This is a genomic window from Collimonas humicola (genome assembly GCF_018304945.1).
In the GTDB taxonomy this organism is placed as follows: Bacteria; Pseudomonadota; Gammaproteobacteria; order Burkholderiales; family Burkholderiaceae_D; genus Collimonas; species Collimonas humicola.
The window spans coordinates 1,072,191-1,088,887 of the sequence record NZ_JAGQEE010000001.1 but is presented as its reverse complement, the minus strand read 5'-3'; the positions used below and the strand labels follow the sequence as shown (position 1 = coordinate 1,088,887).

General features: G+C 60.0%; 15 protein-coding genes and 1 tRNA gene. 10 read left to right on the top strand and 6 right to left on the bottom strand.

Going from position 1 to position 16,697, the window contains the following annotated elements; translation table 11 throughout:
• Window positions 1-6: 6 nt before the first annotated feature.
• Both KHU30_RS04940 and KHU30_RS04935 read right to left on the bottom strand, forming a co-directional pair.
• Window positions 7-813, bottom strand: a complete 807-nt coding sequence (locus tag KHU30_RS04940; RefSeq protein WP_211441488.1) for an alpha/beta hydrolase — start codon at window positions 811-813, stop codon at window positions 7-9.
• Window positions 810-2,114 (bottom strand): MASE1 domain-containing protein, encoded by a 1,305-nt coding sequence (locus tag KHU30_RS04935; RefSeq protein ID WP_211441487.1) that lies wholly within the window; start codon window positions 2,112-2,114, stop codon window positions 810-812. The genes KHU30_RS04940 and KHU30_RS04935 overlap by 4 nt, the downstream gene beginning before the upstream one ends.
• A gap of 253 nt (window positions 2,115-2,367) precedes the next feature.
• Here KHU30_RS04935 and KHU30_RS04930 point away from each other — a divergent pair, with 253 nt between their 5' ends.
• Window positions 2,368-2,994, top strand: coding sequence for a lytic polysaccharide monooxygenase (locus tag KHU30_RS04930; protein ID WP_211441486.1), 627 nt, complete (start codon window positions 2,368-2,370; stop codon window positions 2,992-2,994).
• 285 nt (window positions 2,995-3,279) lie between these two features.
• On the opposite strand, the gene KHU30_RS04925 is transcribed toward KHU30_RS04930, so the two are convergent.
• Window positions 3,280-3,364, bottom strand: a tRNA-Leu gene (locus KHU30_RS04925).
• Between the two features lie 165 nt (window positions 3,365-3,529).
• Between KHU30_RS04925 and rnr the strand changes: the two genes are divergently transcribed.
• The 4 genes from rnr (at window position 3,530) to KHU30_RS04905 (ending at window position 8,485) form a co-directional block, all read left to right on the top strand.
• Complete coding sequence (gene rnr, locus KHU30_RS04920; RefSeq protein WP_211441485.1) at window positions 3,530-5,986, top strand: ribonuclease R; 2,457 nt, start codon at window positions 3,530-3,532, stop codon at window positions 5,984-5,986.
• A gap of 76 nt (window positions 5,987-6,062) precedes the next feature.
• Complete coding sequence (gene rlmB / locus KHU30_RS04915; protein ID WP_038488753.1) at window positions 6,063-6,806, top strand: 23S rRNA (guanosine(2251)-2'-O)-methyltransferase RlmB; 744 nt, start codon at window positions 6,063-6,065, stop codon at window positions 6,804-6,806.
• Window positions 6,807-6,985: 179 nt separating this feature from the next.
• Window positions 6,986-7,735: a serine O-acetyltransferase gene (cysE, locus tag KHU30_RS04910; RefSeq protein ID WP_211441484.1), complete on the top strand. Its 750-nt coding sequence runs from the start codon at window positions 6,986-6,988 to the stop codon at window positions 7,733-7,735.
• Window positions 7,736-7,759: 24 nt separating this feature from the next.
• Window positions 7,760-8,485: a YceH family protein gene (locus tag KHU30_RS04905; protein ID WP_211441483.1), complete on the top strand. Its 726-nt coding sequence runs from the start codon at window positions 7,760-7,762 to the stop codon at window positions 8,483-8,485.
• A gap of 12 nt (window positions 8,486-8,497) precedes the next feature.
• Here KHU30_RS04905 and KHU30_RS04900 read toward each other — a convergent pair whose 3' ends face one another.
• The 3 genes from KHU30_RS04900 to KHU30_RS04890 are packed head-to-tail and all read right to left on the bottom strand — an operon-like array spanning window position 8,498 to window position 10,457.
• Entirely contained in the window at window positions 8,498-9,298 is an 801-nt protein-coding gene (locus KHU30_RS04900) for a UDP-2,3-diacylglucosamine diphosphatase (protein WP_211441482.1), read from the bottom strand.
• A 29-nt stretch (window positions 9,299-9,327) separates the two neighbouring features.
• Window positions 9,328-9,819, bottom strand: coding sequence for a peptidylprolyl isomerase (locus KHU30_RS04895; protein ID WP_211441481.1), 492 nt, complete (start codon window positions 9,817-9,819; stop codon window positions 9,328-9,330).
• A 47-nt stretch (window positions 9,820-9,866) separates the two neighbouring features.
• A complete protein-coding gene (locus tag KHU30_RS04890) occupies window positions 9,867-10,457 on the bottom strand; it encodes a peptidylprolyl isomerase (protein WP_098496822.1) in 591 nt (196 codons plus the stop codon).
• Window positions 10,458-10,694: 237 nt separating this feature from the next.
• On the opposite strand from KHU30_RS04890, the gene cysS reads away from it, so the two are divergent.
• From cysS to KHU30_RS04865, 5 genes are all read left to right on the top strand, one after another.
• Entirely contained in the window at window positions 10,695-12,116 is a 1,422-nt protein-coding gene (cysS, locus tag KHU30_RS04885) for a cysteine--tRNA ligase (protein ID WP_211441480.1), read from the top strand.
• 4 nt (window positions 12,117-12,120) lie between these two features.
• Window positions 12,121-12,786, top strand: coding sequence for a DNA-3-methyladenine glycosylase family protein (locus tag KHU30_RS04880; protein ID WP_211441479.1), 666 nt, complete (start codon window positions 12,121-12,123; stop codon window positions 12,784-12,786).
• Between the two features lie 102 nt (window positions 12,787-12,888).
• Window positions 12,889-13,863: an acetyl-CoA carboxylase carboxyltransferase subunit alpha gene (locus tag KHU30_RS04875; protein WP_211441478.1), complete on the top strand. Its 975-nt coding sequence runs from the start codon at window positions 12,889-12,891 to the stop codon at window positions 13,861-13,863.
• A gap of 2 nt (window positions 13,864-13,865) precedes the next feature.
• Window positions 13,866-15,287, top strand: coding sequence for a tRNA lysidine(34) synthetase TilS (gene tilS / locus KHU30_RS04870; RefSeq protein ID WP_211441477.1), 1,422 nt, complete (start codon window positions 13,866-13,868; stop codon window positions 15,285-15,287).
• 122 nt (window positions 15,288-15,409) lie between these two features.
• Entirely contained in the window at window positions 15,410-16,660 is a 1,251-nt protein-coding gene (locus tag KHU30_RS04865; RefSeq protein ID WP_211441476.1) for an aspartate kinase, read from the top strand.
• Window positions 16,661-16,697: the final 37 nt, after the last annotated feature.

Genomic DNA, 16,697 nt, shown 5'->3' with positions numbered 1-16,697 from the left:
GGCGCGCTAGGCGTCAAGCTTGCCGGCGCCGCGCATCCGCCGCGCCGGCGCCGGCGGATAGCCGAAGAATTCCAGCACGCTGTTGGTGACCAGGTCGCGGTCGTTGTCGACGCAAATCATGTGGTAGCTGTTCTCCAGCACCACCACCCGCACATCCGGCAACGCCGCCTGCAGGAATTCGGCCGATTTCAGGCTGGTCAGTTCATCTTCGCGCGCATGCACCACCAGCGTCGGGCAGGAGATATCGCGGGCGCCGGCCAGCACCAGGCGGCGCAGGCGGTCGACCTGGCGGATGCAGGCCAGCGGCACCCAGCGGTAATGGAAATTGTCGCCGCGCGCGAACTTGGCCTTGACGATCGCCCGCACCGTGGCGTTCTTGATGCCGAAGGGCTCGTCTTCTTCCACTTTCATCTTGTCGGACATGCCGGGGATGCAGTACACCACGTGCCGCAGCTGGCGATACCATGGGGTCGACCAGCCGTCGATGAAGACCGGCGGCGCCAGCGTCACCAGCTTGCCTTTGGCATGCTGCACGCGCTCGCACAAAGCCAGCGCCAGCAGCGAACCCAGGCACATGCCGAGCACATGGAAAGTGTCGTACTGCGGCGCCAGTTCCCGATACGCGGCGGTGACCGTGTCGAGCCAGTCTTCCATGCGCACGTCCACCAGGTCCTCCGGCTGGCCGCCATGGCCGGGCAAGGTGACGGCGTGGGTTTCCACTCCCGCGCGCTGCAACACCTTGTGCATGGAGCCCAGATCGAATTGGGTGCCGCCCAGGCCGTGAATCAGCAGGGCGCCGGTACGAACGCTCATAAAGCGGCAGACCCCTGGCGCGGTTGCCGTTCGTCTTCGCGGATATGCAGGCGCCAGGCACCGGCCACCATGGCGACCGATTCGTCGGCATCGAGCAGCACTGCGCTCATGTCGGTCATCTCGGTGGTGTGTCCGACCGGCAGCAGCAGGCGAAAACGCAGATCGGGCCGGACATCGTCGTCCATGTCGTCCAGCCAGCGGCTGCGCAATTGCTCGCGGTCGTCGGGGTGGACATGCGCCAGCACCTGGTCGAGTTCGCTGAAGGCATTGGCCGGCAGGCCCAGCAATCCTTGCAGGTCGCCGTTCCAGCACAGCTTCCTGCTATGTGGATCCATGCTGTAGACCAGCTGGCGGCTGACGGTCAGCGCCAGTTCGACATCGCTTTTCCATTGCGCGGCGTCTTCGTGCAATTGCTCGCGGGTGGTCTTGAGGGCACTGATCAGCAGGCAGAGCAGGGCGGCCACGGCCAGGTAGAGCTGGGCTTCCAGCAGCGAATGCTTGGAATAGGTGTCGGCGAAGGCAGCAAACGGCCCCTCGCCCTGCACCGTGTTCAAGAGCGCAAAGAAGGCCAGCATGGCGACTGCCAGCGAGCCGCCGCGGCCGCCCCACAGCAGGGTTACCACCGCGGCGAAAAACAGCGGTACGTAGGTCAGCGCAAAATTGACGCCGGCTGAAAAATTGCTCAGGGTGTGGCCATCGAAAATCAGGTAGGCGGTGACGCCGAGCGCAATGAAAGCCGCCAGCCCCAGCAGGAAATCGCTGCGGTCCATGCCGCCCGAACGCATGGCGTGGAAACGCGACCAGCCTGCCAGCACCGGCGTGACGATCAGGATCCCGACCAGGTCGGATGCCGCCCAGATGCGCGCGGTCGGCCAGAAAGGCACGTCCTTCACGATCAGGAACCAGGCCGCGCCGATCGCTGCGCTGACGGTGCTGCAGGCGACGCCGGCAATCAGCAGGCCGCGCACGAAATACAGGCCTTCCATCGGCAATTGCGTCATCCGCACCAGCGCCACGGCAATCGCGGCGACGCCGATCTCATCGAGGGCGAACAGCGTTACGCGCAGCAGGTCGCGATTTTCAATCCAGCCCAGCAGCAGTTGCGCCAGCGCGAAGCCGATGATCACCGGCAGCCAGCGCGCCATCCTGGTCAGCATGAACGCGGCCACCGTCACGCCGGCCGGCAGCCAGATATAGCCGGTAGCGGCGATCGGCCCGTTGAGCTGATGCGAGGTGTAGCCCATGACCAGATACAGCAAGCCCCATAGCAGGGCGATGACAGATTGGTTGGTCAGTTTCACTGTAGATATCCTTGTCGGTTTGCGGCTTCGTTCCTCTGCGCGCTTGCCAGGCGGCGCTTGAGGTGCTGCACATTATAGGATAAGTCTGACAATTATCAGACTGGCAGTGAGCATCCCGGAGCGCTCGGATCAACGGGCAGGCAACTGTAAACGTTGCCAGTTACGCAGCCCTGTCGTTGGCAGCAGAATCGACCTGCCCGCCGCAGCGATGCCGGCGGCGCATTTGTTCACTGCATGCCCGTTAGGAGAAATAATGAAACGCATATCGTCCCGTCTGACTTTAATGCTGGTGCTGGCGGCGCCGCTGGCGGCCCTGGCGCACGGCTACATCGATGCCCCCAAATCGCGCGCTTTCATGTGCAAGACGCAAGAGAATTCGGCTTGCGGCGCGATTCAGTATGAACCGCAAAGCGTAGAAGGTCCGAAGGGCTTTCCCGCAGCCGGTCCGGCCGACGGTACGATCGCGGCTGGCGGCCTGGCGCAGTTTTCCGAACTGAATGTGCAAACGCCGACGCGCTGGAAGAAAGTGGCGTTGAAGACCGGGGTCAACGATTTCAGCTGGTACTTCACCGCCGGCCACATGACGCAGGACTGGCGCTACTACATTACCAAGCAGGGCTGGGATCCGAGCCAGAAGCTGAGCCGGGACGCATTTGACTTGCAGCCGTTCTGCGTCGTCAAGGGCGGTTTCGCGCCACCCAGCAACAGCCATGCCACGCATCGTTGCACCATTCCAGCCAACCGCAGCGGCTATCACGTGATCCTGAGCACCTGGAGTATCGCCGATACCGGCAATGCCTTCTACCAGGTCATCGATGCCCAGATCCAAGCGGGAGCGACGGTGAATCCGCAGAAAGTGATGATCAATCCCTTCAAGTGAAATGATCCGGGGCGGGACTGATATCCCGCCCGGCAAAAAGCCTATTCGACAGGCGTAGCGACCCGGCCGTTGCCACAGGCTGGGTTTTGTTGCGTCTGGAGTTATTGAAGCTGGTAATATGCAGCGTGTCGGCGTCCTCGCGGGATCGTCGTAATGCGCGTACTGCAGGGAAAAGTGCTGTTGCTGGAATTTGCCAGGCACTCCCGGACGTATCGTATTGCTATGCCGGGAGGCATGGAATCTTGCGGAGAGCCAGACCCCGAAAAGGGTCTGGTCTATGGTATATGGTGCCCACGGAGGGACTCGAACCCCCACACCTTGCGGCACATGGACCTGAACCATGCGCGTCTACCAATTCCGCCACGTGGGCTTGAGAGAGCGAGATTATAAGCTAATGCGAGAATATGTCAACTACCATTTGAAAGAAGATAGAGCAGGGCAGCAAAAGCGGAAGATATAAGCTGCTTGGTTAGGAGAATGTCACAATCCTCCGTTACACTAAGCGTTGATGAATAACAACCAGTTGAAGAGCCTTTTGAGCCAATATTCCTACACAATTCCCAGCCGGGAGGAAATTCTCGGCCTTCTGCGGACCTCCTCCGAACCGCAAAACGCCGCCGCCCTGGCTGCCGCACTAAGTGTCAAGCCCGATGAAATGGAAGGTTTGACGCGCCGCCTGAATGCCATGGAACGTGACGGACAGATCAAGCCTGACCGCAGCGGCATCTACAAACTGACCAATTCCCCCGGTTTTATCGAAGGCCGCGTCAGCAGTCATCGCGACGGTTTCGGTTTCCTTATCCCCGACGAGGGCGGCGACGACGTTTTCCTGCCTGAAAAGGAAATGCAGAAAGTGCTGCACGGCGACCGCGTCCAGGCGCGCATTGTCGGCACCGACCGCCGCGGCCGTCCTGAAGGAACAATTGTCGAAGTGGTGGAGCGCGCCAATACCCACGTCATCGGCCGTCTGCTCAATGAAAACGGGGTGTGGGTGATTGCGCCCGAAGACAAGCGCATCGGCCAGGACATCATCCTGGCAGGCTCGCCGGGCAAGGCCAAGGCCGGGCAGGTGGTGAGCGTGCAACTGACCGAACAGCCTTCGCGGTTTACCCAGCCGGTCGGCAAGATTGTCGAAATCCTCGGCGATATCGACGATCCGGGCATGGAAATCGAAATCGCGGTGCGCAAGTACGGCGTGCCGCACGAATTTTCCGAAGCCGCAAAAAAACTGGCCGCCAAGCTACCGGGCGAAGTGCGTGCCGCCGACCTGGCCGACCGCGTCGATCTGCGCGACGTGCCGCTGGTCACCATCGATGGCGAAGATGCGCGCGACTTCGACGATGCCGTCTATTGCGAGCCGGTCAAGATCGGCCGCGCCAACGGTTATCGCCTGATCGTGGCGATTGCCGACGTCAGCCATTACGTCAAGCCGAACGATGCGCTGGATGTGGACGCGCTGGAGCGCAGCACCTCGGTGTATTTCCCGCGCCGCGTGATTCCGATGCTGCCCGAGAAGTTGTCCAACGGCCTGTGCTCGCTCAATCCCGATGTCGACCGCCTGACCCTGGTGTGCGATGCGGTGATCAGCGCCAAGGGCGAGATCAAGGCTTACCAGTTTTATCCGGCGGTGATCCATTCCGCCGCCCGCCTGACCTATACCGAAGTGGCGGCGATCCTGGGCAACACCAAAGGTCCTGAAGCGGCCAAGCGTCCCGGCCTGGTGCCGCACCTGCTGCATCTGTACGAAGTGTTCCATGCGCTGCTGCAGGCACGGCAGGCGCGCGGCGCCATCGATTTCGAGACCACCGAAACCTACATCGTCTGCAATGCCGCCGGCAAGATCGAGAAAATCCTGCCGCGCACCCGCAACGATGCGCACAAGGTGATCGAAGAATGCATGCTGGCGGCGAACGTGTGCGCCGCCGACCTGATGGAGCGTCACAAGCATCCGGGCCTGTTCCGCATCCATGCCCATCCGACCAAGGAAAAGCTGACGATCCTGCGTACTTTCCTCAAGCAGGTGGGTTTGAACCTGGCCGGCGGCGATACGCCTTCGGCGTCGGATTACGCCGAGCTGATGCCGAAGATCAAGGCGCGGCCCGATGCGATCCTGCTGCAGACCATGATGCTGCGTTCCATGCAGCAAGCGGTCTATAATCCGGAAAATATCGGCCACTTTGGCTTGTCGTATGAATCGTATGCGCATTTCACCAGCCCGATCCGGCGCTATCCCGATCTGCTCACGCACCGTACCATCAAGGCCATCCTGCAAGGCAAGCGCTACGATCCGAAAGGGCTCGACACCAGCGCGCTGAACACCATGCTGTCGCCGGCCGGCCGCAAGAAGCAGGCGGAAGACAAGGCGGCAGGCAAGAAGAAAAGCGAAGGCAGCCTGGCGATCTGGGAAGCCCTCGGCGTGCACTGTTCGGCCAATGAGCGGCGCGCCGACGAGGCTTCGCGCGATGTCGAAGCCTGGCTCAAGTGCTATTTCATCCGCGACAAGCTTGGCGAAGAATTCACCGGCGTGATTTCCGGCGTCGCCACCTTCGGCATCTTTGTCCAGCTTGACGCCTTGTATATCGAAGGCCTGGTGCACGTGACCGAGCTCGGCGCCGATTATTTCCAGTACGACGAAGCGCGTCACGAATTGCGCGGCGAACGCACCGGCATCCGCTACCAGCTGACCGATCGCGTCACGGTACAAGTCAGCCGGGTCGACCTGGATGCCCGCAAGATCGACCTGCGCCTGGTCAACGAGCCGGGCATCAAGACAGTGCTCAAGAACGAAGCGCGGCGCGCCGACAATGAACAAGGCCGCGGCGCCAAGCCCAAGGCTGGCGGCAAGGCTGCGCCGCAGAAAACCGCGAGGGTAACGACGGCCGCCAAGACTACGCCGGCCGGCAAGGCGGGCAAAGCCAAGAAGGCCAGCGGTTCTGCAGAGAAGGCGCGGGCGCCGAAGGGCTTCACGAAATCCAGCAAGCGCAAGCGCTAGATTGCTGTCGGCAGTTGGCAGTCAGATTGAACCAGATAGATTCAGATAGATTTAGACAGATTCAGATAGATAGAATATGAAAAGTAAAATGATTTTCGGCTTTCACGCCGTCACCGCGCGTTTGCGTCATGAAGCGTCGTCGGTGGAAGAGATTTACGTGGATGCCAGCCGCGTCGACCGCCGCATGCAGGATTTGCTGCAGGCAGCGAAAGCCGTGGGCGTGCGCGTCATCCCGGTGGATGACCAGCGCTTGTCGAATATTGTCGGCACCCGCCGCCACCAGGGCGTGGTGGCCAAGGCCGGCGAACTGTCGCTGGCGCGTAACCTGGATGAATTGCTGGACGCGATCGTCGGTCCGCCGCTGCTGCTGATCCTCGACGGCATCACCGATCCGCACAATCTCGGCGCCTGCCTGCGGGTTGCCGACGGCGCCGGCGCCCACGCCGTGATTGCACCGAAAGACCGTGCAGTAGGCCTCAATGCCACGGCCGCCAAGGTCGCCAGCGGCGCTGCGGAAACAGTTCCTTATATTACCGTCACCAACCTGGCGCGCACTTTGCGTGAGCTGAAAGAGCGTGAAATCTGGCTGATCGGCACCGATGAGGATGGCGAAAAGGGCTTGTATGAAGCCGATTTCTCGACCCCGGCCGCGATTGTGATGGGCTCCGAAGGCGAGGGCATGCGCCGCCTGACGCGTGAGACCTGCGATGTGCTGGTCAATGTGCCGATGTTCGGTTCGGTCGAAAGCCTGAACGTCTCGGTCGCCTCCGGCGTCTGCCTGTACGAAGCGCGCCGCCAGCGCATGGTCAAGGGTTGTTGATTCCACTTCCGCACTACCTGTGCTGAGCCCGATCCGCCACCTGCCGGCGGACCAGCTCCAGACACCTTTCCGGCCGCCGCCCAGTCGCTGCTTTCGCGGCGGTTCCTGAAGTCCTGCGATAAAAGACGGCCGGCGTAATTTGGAATAACATTACGCCTCCGCATTCATTCGATATCCCTATGTTCAGCAACATTCGTGAAGACATTGCCAACATCATGGCACGCGATCCCGCCGCCCGTACCCAGTGGGAAGTGCTGACCTGCTACCCGGGGCTGCATGCCATCATCCTGCACCGCTGGGCGCACCATTGCTGGCACAACGGCTTCAAATGGCCGGGGCGCTTCATTTCGCACATCGCGCGCATTTTCACCGGGATTGAAATCCATCCCGGCGCCACTATCGGCCGCCGGGTCTTCATCGACCATGGCTTCGGCGTGGTGATCGGCGAAACCGCCGAAGTCGGCGACGACTGCACCATCTACCAGGGCGTCACCCTGGGCGGCACTTCGCTCAACAAGGGCGCCAAGCGCCATCCAACCCTGGCGCGCGGCGCCATCATCGGCGCCGGCGCCAAGGTGCTGGGCGGCTTCACCGTCGGCGAGGGCGCCAAGGTCGGCTCCAATGCCGTGGTGGTCAAGGAGGTGCCGCCGGGCGCAACGGCGGTCGGCAACCCGGCCCGCATCGTGCAGAAGGAAAGCGGCAGCAGCAAGGACGAAGCAGCAGCGCGCATGTTCGCGGCCTACGGCGTTACGCCGAACGGCGACGATCCCTTGTCGAAGGCGCTGCATGGCCTGATCGACAACGCCGCTGCGCAGGAGCACCAGATCGACCGCATCATTGCGCTGCTGAAGAAATCGGGCATCGCTTGCGAGAGCTTGCCCGAGCTGGAAAAATTTGATCCGGACCAGCTCAACAAGCTGGTTGAGTAGGTCCGCGCACCAGGAGAACTGTCAATGAATCAAGACGACAACGAAATTGCCGGCGGCGAGCAGCCGCAAGCGGATGCTGTCCGCACAGACGATTTTCTCGATCCCTTTGAAATCCGCGTACTCGCGGTGCTGGCCGAGAAAGAAGCGCTGACGCCGGATAATTATCCCTTGTCGCTGAACACGCTGACCAACGGCTGCAACCAGCTGTCCAGCCGTGATCCGGTCATGTCGATCAGCGAGTCCAGCGTGCTGGATATCCTGCAGCGGCTGATGCAGCGCAAGCTGGTGGTCGAGGTCAGGCAGGCCGGCGCCAGGGTTTCCAAGTACGAGCACCGGATGCGCATCAAATGGGTGCTGGAGCAGGACAAGCTGGCGGTCTTGACGACCCTGATGCTGCGCGGCATCCAGACTGCCGGCGAGTTGCGCAGCCGCAGCGGCCGGTTGCATGAGTTCGCCAGCGTGGGCGAGGTGGAAACCGCCTTGCAGTTCCTGGTCGATAAATATCCGCCGCTGGTGGCGCGTCTGGCGAAAGCGCCGGGCACCAAGGAGCCGCGTTATGCGCACCTGCTGGCCGGCGAGGAAGCGCTTGAGCAGCAGGCCATTGCGGATGCGATGTCGGGCAGCGCTTCCGTGGTCATGGGCAGCAGCCAGGACAGGATCGCCCAGCTTGAGGAAGAGGTGTCAGGCTTGCGGCGGCAAATGGATGATCTGAGCGCGCAGTTTGCGGAGTTCAAGCGGCAATTCGATTGATTGACGCGCCGACTACGCCGGATCGTCTGGAATTTCCTGGCCGTCGTGCCCAAAGCGCCGGATCACGCCTGCGGCATCAATGGCAATCCAGCCGCCGCGCTGCGTCTTGACGTCATATTCCCAGTCCGGCAATACATAGCGTGTGCGGATGCCGTGATTGTGCGGCATCTGATGGCATGCCGGCCGATGCGTATGGCCGTGAATCAGCGTGCTGGTGGCAGTGGCGTCAAACAAGGCACTCACTGCCTCGGCGTTGACGTCCATGATTTCCATTGTTTTATGGCGCTGCTCTTCCTGGCTTTCCTTGCGTACGCCGGCGATGATCGCCTTGCGTTGCGCCAGCGGCAAGACCAGGAATTGCGTTTGCCATTGCGGTTGCCGCACCTGCGCCCGGAACGCCATATAGGCGAGGTCATCGGTGCATTGGGCGTCGCCGTGGGCAATCGCCAGGCGTCGACCCGCGACCTCAATTACTGAGGGATCCGGCAGCATGATCAAGCCGGCAGCCCGCGCGAAGCCTTCGCCGACCAGGAAATCGCGGTTGCCTGCGATCCAGAAAACCTTGACGCCGCCGGCGCTGACTTGCCGGATCGCGGCGGCGATGTCGCTGTTGTAGGGCGTTTCCAGGTCGTCGTCGCCAGCCCAGTACTCGAACAGGTCGCCCAGCAGATACAGTTGCTGCACTTGCATCGCCCTGGCTTGCAAGAAATCGAAGAAGGCTTGCGTGGTGCGCGGGTGCGCCGCCTGCAAATGCAGGTCGGAGATAAACAGCGCGACGGTAGCTGCCGGCTGGTTCGAGTCTGTAGCTGTCATGAAAGGGCTTGAGGCTTGGAATGGTGCTATTAAGCGACTACTTCAGCTTTTTCGATGATGACATCGGTTTCCGGGACGTCGGCAAACATGCCGCTGCGCGTGGTCTTGACTTTTTCGATGGCATCAACGACATCGGTGCCTTCGACTACTTTGCCGAAAACACAATAGCCCCAGCCGTCCTGGCCTGGATAGTCGAGGAAGCTGTTGTTCTTGACGTTGATGAAGAACTGCGCCGAAGCGGAATGCGGCGCCGAAGTACGTGCCATGGCCAGGGTGTAAGGCTCGTTCTTGAGACCGTTCTTGGCTTCGTTTTCGACAGGGTCGTTAGTCGGCTTTTGCTTCATGCCTGGCTCGAAGCCGCCGCCTTGCACCATGAAACCGGGAATCACGCGGTGGAAAATCGTGCCGTTGTAATGGCCGGCGTTGACATAGGCCAGGAAGTTTTCGACGCTCTTCGGCGCTTTTTCAGCATCCAGTTCGATCTTGATCTTGCCGTGGTTGGTGGTGAGGATGACAGCCATGGTATTTCCTATTAGTGGTTGGTGTGTGGATTGATAGAGAATAAATATTATTTGGTGACGGTGGCCGATTCGATGATCACCGGCGTGGTCGGCACGTCCTGGTAGGCGGTCTTCACTTTCTTGATCTTGTCGACCACGTTCATGCCCTTGATGACCTGGCCGAATACCGCATAGCCCCAGCCGTCGCGGCCAGGATAGTTGAGGAATTCATTGTTGTTCACATTGATGAAGAACTGCGCGCCGGCCGACTGCGGGTCAGCGGTGCGCGCCATGGCGACGCTGTAAGGAACGTTCTTGAGGCCGTTCTTGGCTTCGTTCTCGACCTTGTTGGGAGCCGGTTTCTCGACCATGTCCTTGCTCATGCCGCCGCCCTGGATCATGAAACTGTCGATCACGCGGTGGAAAATCGTGCCGTTATAATGCCCGCTGTTGACGTAGCCCAGAAAGTTCTTGACTGTCTTCGGCGCTTTTTCCGGATTCAGTTCGATGACGATGTCGCCCATGTTGGTTTTCAACAGAACATGCGGCTTGTCGGCAGCGCTGGCAAGCGATGGGCTAGCTGCAAAAGTGACGGCAGTTAACGCCGATGCCAATGCCAAAGTGAACTTGCGACGGGACAAACCAAGAGGTGCGGTCATAAAAATCCTTCATGTAAGGGGTGCCGTGTTCGTAATCCATGTGCTGCATTTTCGCTTTTCAGTAATGATATACTGCGGCGAAAAGCAACATTTTATCAAACTAAACACTGCAAAAGAGTTTTGACGGCCTTGTTGTATTGGCGTCGCGCACGGAAAGTGCGTGGATGCGTGGAACGGCGTGCAATATTTCTGTGCTTATTTCCTTGCCTTATTTCTGTACCTGAGCCGTAACTTCCCATGAGCGACCTGAAAATATATAACACGCTGGCGCGTGAGAAGCAGCCGTTTTCTCCGATCGAAGCGGGCAAAGTCCGCATGTATGTATGCGGCATGACGGTTTACGACTATTGCCATCTTGGCCACGGCCGCGTGATGGTGGTGTTCGACATGGTGCAGCGCTGGTTGCGGCAGTCGGGCTTTGAGGTCACTTATGTGCGCAATATCACCGATATCGACGACAAGATCATCAAGCGCGCCGTGGAAAACGGCGAAACCATCTCGCAGCTGACCGGCCGTTTCATCCAGGCCATGGATGAAGACGCGGCGGCGCTGGGCGTGCAAAAGCCGGATCACGAGCCGCGCGCCACAGCATTCGTGCCGCAGATGCTGGCTTTGATCGAAAGACTGGAACACAAAGGCCTGGCCTATCAGGGCAGCGACGGCGACGTCAATTATTCGGTGCGCGACTTCAGCGGCTACGGCAAGCTGTCGGGCAAGTCGCTGGATGACTTGCGTGCCGGCGAGCGGGTCGACGTCAACGTCGGCAAACGCGATCCGCTCGATTTCGTGCTGTGGAAGGCCGCCAAGGCCAGCGAGCCTGAAGAAGTCAAATGGACCTCGCGCTGGGGCCAAGGGCGGCCGGGGTGGCACATAGAATGCTCTGCGATGGCCGAGCAATTGCTGGGCGAGCAGTTCGACATCCACGGCGGCGGCCAAGACCTGCAGTTCCCGCATCATGAAAATGAAATCGCGCAATCGGAAGGTGCGCATGGCCACCAGTTCGTCAATTACTGGATGCACAATGGCTTTGTCCGCATCGACAATGAAAAGATGTCCAAGTCGCTGGGAAATTTTTTCACGATCCGCGACGTCTTAAAAAAATACGACGCCGAAGTGGTGCGCTTTTTCATCCTGCGCGCACATTACCGCAGCCCGCTGAATTATGCCGATACCAACCTGGACGACGCCAAGCAAAGCCTGACCCGTCTCTATACCGCCTTGAAGGAAGTGGCGGCGGACGACTTGCCGCTGGACTGGAGCGAGGCGCATGCGCAGCGCCTGGCTGCCGCCATGAATGACGATTTCAACACGCCGATGGCGATTTCCGGCTTGTTCGACCTGGCCAATGAAGTCAACAAAAGCAAGTCCGCCGCCGCCGCCCGTCAGCTGAAAAAGCTGGCCGGCGCACTTGGCCTGCTGCAGCGCGCGCCGGAAGATTTTTTGAAGGGCCGCGCCCTGGCGGGCAGCGAAATTGACGGAAATGGCATTGCGCAAGCGGCGTTGTCGGAGCAAGATATCCTACTCAAAATTCAAGCTCGTCAAGCAGCAAAAATAGCCAGGGATTTTTCTGCGGCAGACCAGATCCGCAAGGATTTGCTGGCCGAAGGCATTTTGCTGGAAGATAAGCCCGGCGGTCTCACCGAATGGCGAAGGGCGTAAACGTATGCAAAAAACGATAGCTGTCGACTCCTCTTTTTTTGTGCCTGCGTATTGGGAAGATGCGAAAAACGAGTTGATGAAGCGTGACCGTATCATGCGTAAGCTGATTCCTCAGTTTGGCGATCTGCACCTGGTCGGCCGCGGCGAAGCGTTTACCACGCTGGCGCGTTCGGTAGTCGGTCAGCAGATCACGGTCAAGGCAGCGGAGCAGGTATGGCAAAAATTTCTGCAGGTCTGTCCCAAGACTACCCCGGCCCAGGTTTTGAAAGCAGGCCCCGAACAATTAGCAGCTTGCGGATTATCGAAACGTAAAGCAGACTATATTCTTGACCTGGCCGAGCATTTCAAGGCAAAGCGGGTCGATGCCGAGCAATGGCAAGAGATGGAAGACGAGGCCGTGATTGCGGATCTGACGCAAATCCGCGGCATCGGACGCTGGACAGCGGAGATGTTTTTGATATTTAATTTGCTCCGGCCCAATATTTTGCCCCTGGATGATCCGGGCTTGCTCAAAGGCATCAGTGTCAATTATTTTTCAGGCGAGCCGGTTTCGCGCAGCGATGCGCGCGAAGTGTCGGCAAATTGGGAGCCCTGGCGTACTGTGGCAACATGGTATTTGTGGCGTAGTCTGGATCCGGTATCAACAGAATATCAAGTCGCTACTGAGTAAATAGGCAACTAATCGGACCAGGTCGTGGCCGGGCTATAACTTATTCTGATTCTGATTTGGCCGGCAGCAAATCGGCAATGACGAATTAATAAAGGGAACAATATGAGCAAAACAACATTTCTAGGTTTCGAGCAACCGATCGCCGAGCTGGACGCCAAGATCGAAGAGCTGCGTTTCGTCCAGGACGATTCGGCCGTGGATATTTCGGAAGAAATCGACCGCTTGTCCAAGAAAAGCCAGCAGCTGACCAAGGATATCTACGCCAAGCTGACGCCATGGCAGGTATCGCAGATTTCGCGCCACCCGCAACGTCCCTACACCATGGATTACGTGAATGAAATTTTCACGGATTTCCATGAGCTGCACGGCGACCGCACTTATGCCGATGACCAGTCCATCGTCGGCGGCCTGGCCCGCTTCAACGGCCAGTCTTGCATGGTGATCGGCCATCAGAAGGGACGAGACACCAAGGAGCGCGCCTTGCGCAACTTCGGCATGCCGAAACCGGAAGGCTATCGCAAAGCCCTGCGCCTGATGAAGGTCGCGGAAAAATTCGGTTTGCCGATCTTTACTTTTGTCGATACTCCCGGCGCTTTCCCCGGCATCGATGCTGAAGAGCGCGGCCAGTCGGAAGCGATCGGCCATAACCTGTACGCCATGGCGGAACTGAAAGTGCCGCTGATCGCCACCATCATCGGCGAAGGCGGTTCCGGCGGCGCATTGGCGATTGCCGTCGGCGATGCGGTGTTGATGCTGCAGTACGCGACTTATTCGGTGATTTCGCCGGAAGGCTGCGCCTCCATCCTGTGGAAGACCGCCGAGCGCGCAGCCGATGCCGCCGACGCGCTGGGCCTGACGGCGCACCGCCTGAAAGCGGTCGGCCTGATCGACAAGATCGTCAGCGAACCGCTAGGCGGCGCCCATCGCGATCCGAAGCAGATGGCTTCGCTGCTGAAGCGCGCGCTGGCCGACACTTTGCGCCAGTTCCAGGGCGTCAAGACCAAGGATTTGCTGAATGCGCGCCATGAAAAACTGATGAGCTACGGTAAATTCAAGGAAGTACTGGCTACAGAATAGGCGTGTCAAATCCTCACTCACCAAGTATCGATGCGTACTTAGAAAATACACTGGCGGCGCTGGCCGGCGCCGCTGTTTCGCCGGCGCCGGTCCGGCTGGCGATCGCTTATAGCGGCGGTCTCGATTCCACAGTCTTGCTGCATGCGGCGGCGCGCTATGCCGCCAGCCATGGCGCCAAGCTGCTGGCGTTTCATATCCATCACGGCATCAGCCCGAACGCAGACCGGTGGCAAATCCATTGCGCCGAGACCTGCGCGCAGCTGGGCGTTGAATTCCATGCCCGGCGCATCGAGCTGCGCGACGCCGAAAAGAGCGGCGTGGAAGAAGCCGCCCGCAACAGCCGCTATGCGGCGCTGGGCGACTTGTGCCGCCTGCATCAGGCGTCGCTGCTGCTGACCGCGCATCATCTGGACGACCAGGCAGAGACTGTGCTGCTGCAACTGTTGCGCGGCTCCGGCGCGGCCGGCCTGTCGGGCATGGACAGCTGGAATACAGCGCCCAGCCTGCTCGGCGACGCCAGCTTGCTGATGGTGCGCCCGCTGCTGAAAGTATCGCGTGCGGCAATGGAGCAGTATGCCGCGGCCCAGCAGCTGACCTATGTCGAAGACGAATCCAATCACGATCCGCGCTACGCCCGCAATGCCTTGCGCCAGCAGGTGATGCCGGTGCTGGCGCAGTATTTTCCTGGCTTCCAGGAGCGCTTCTCGCGCAGCGCCGGCCATATGCAGACCACGCAAAAACTGCTGGTCGCGCTGGCGGCGCAAGACATGGCGCTGTGCGCCGACGGCGCCTGCCTCAATATGGATCAGCTGCGCCTGCTCAATCCGGAACGGATCGATAACCTGCTGCGCTACTGGTTCGGCCTGCACCATCTGCGCATGCCCTCCAGCGCCTGGCTGAGCGAAATGCGGCAGCAGCTGCTGGAAGCGAAAGCCGATGCCCAGCTGTGCGTGACCCATCCGGATTGCCATATCCGGCGTCACCGCAACCGCGTGTTCTTGACGCCGCGCGACGATGTCGACCGTTCCGAAATCGAGCCGCAGGATTTTCGCTGGAATGGGGAAGCCGAAATCGCCTTTCCGGCATTCGGCGGCGTCATGCATTTCGAGCCGGCGGAGCAGGGCGTGGGCGCCGACTGGCTGCGCCAGCAAGCTTTGCAGATACAATTCCGCAGCGGCGGCGAAAAGCTCAAGCTGGCGTTCAACCGGCCCACCAAAAGCGTGAAATACCACTACCAGGCCTTTGACGTGCCGCCTTGGGAGCGCGAGCGGCTGCCGCTGGTGCGCAGCGGCAAGCAGATGGTGTTTGCGGCCGGCATCGGCTTCGATTGCCACGTGCTGGCGACCGAGCCCGGCCTGCGCATCGCCCTGCGCTGGCAGTCGGACGTGTTGCCGCTGAGTCAAGATATTCGATTTGACGCATAAGCGTTATCTGTAATTTCTGGCCAGTAATCCACTTGTCATAATGGGCTGTTGCGGGTACATTAAAGGGTTGATTTTTTATTTTTCTTGCACTAAGTCCGCTTCCCGCACCCAAAACACACCCTATGGCTTTAATCGTCCACAAATACGGCGGCACTTCGATGGGCTCGACCGAGCGCATCAAGAATGTCGCCAAGCGCGTCGCCAAATGGCATGACGCCGGCCACCAAATCGTCGTGGTGCCTTCCGCGATGTCCGGTGAAACCAACCGCCTCCTGGGCCTGGCCAAGGAAATCAGCGCCCAGCCCGATCCGCGCGAACTCGATATGCTGGCCTCCACCGGCGAGCAGGCTTCGGTAGCCCTGCTGGCGATGGCCTTGCAAGCGATCGGCAAGCAAGCGGTGTCCTACGCCGGCTGGCAAGTCGCGATCAAGACCGATTCGGCCCATACCAAGGCGCGCATCCGGTCGATTGACGACACCAAGGTGCGGCAAGACCTGGATGCCGGCAAAGTCGTGATCATCACCGGTTTCCAGGGCGTCGACGAGCACGGCAACATCACCACCCTGGGCCGCGGCGGTTCCGACACTTCCGCGGTAGCAGTGGCGGCTGCCCTGCAGGCGGCGGAATGCCTGATTTACACCGACGTCGACGGCGTCTACACCACCGACCCGCGCGTCGTCTCCGATGCGCGCCGCCTGAAGACGGTGACCTTTGAAGAAATGCTGGAGATGGCGTCGCTGGGTTCTAAAGTGCTGCAGATTCGCTCGGTCGAATTCGCCGGCAACTACAAGATGCCGACCCGCGTGCTGTCGTCGCTGACCGACCCATTAATGCCATTGGAAGAAGAAGCAATTTCCGGCACCCTGATTTCGTTTGAGGAAGATACCAAGATGGAACAAGCCACCATTACCGGCATCGCGTTTAATCGCGACGAGACCAAGATTACCGTGCTCGGCGTCCCTGACCGTCCTGGCATCGCCTACCAGATCCTGGGCGCTGTCGCCGATGCCAATATCGAAGTCGACATGATCATCCAGAACCAGTCGGTGGATGGCAAGACCGACTTTACCTTTACCGTGCCGCGCGGCGAATACACCAAGGCCATGGATGTGCTCAACGAGAAGGTCAAGACCCATGTCGGCGCAGCCAGCATCACCGGCGACGCCAAGGTGTCCAAGGTGTCGGTGGTTGGCGTCGGCATGCGGAGCCATGTCGGCATCGCTTCGCAAATGTTCCGTACCTTGTCGGAAGAGGGCATCAATATCCAGATGATCTCGACTTCTGAAATCAAGATCTCGGTGCTGATCGACGAGAAGTACATGGAGCTGGCGGTACGCGCCCTGCACAAGGCTTTTGGCCTGGAAAGCGCCTGATAAGCGCCTGATTCGGCGCAAATCTCTCAAAACCGCG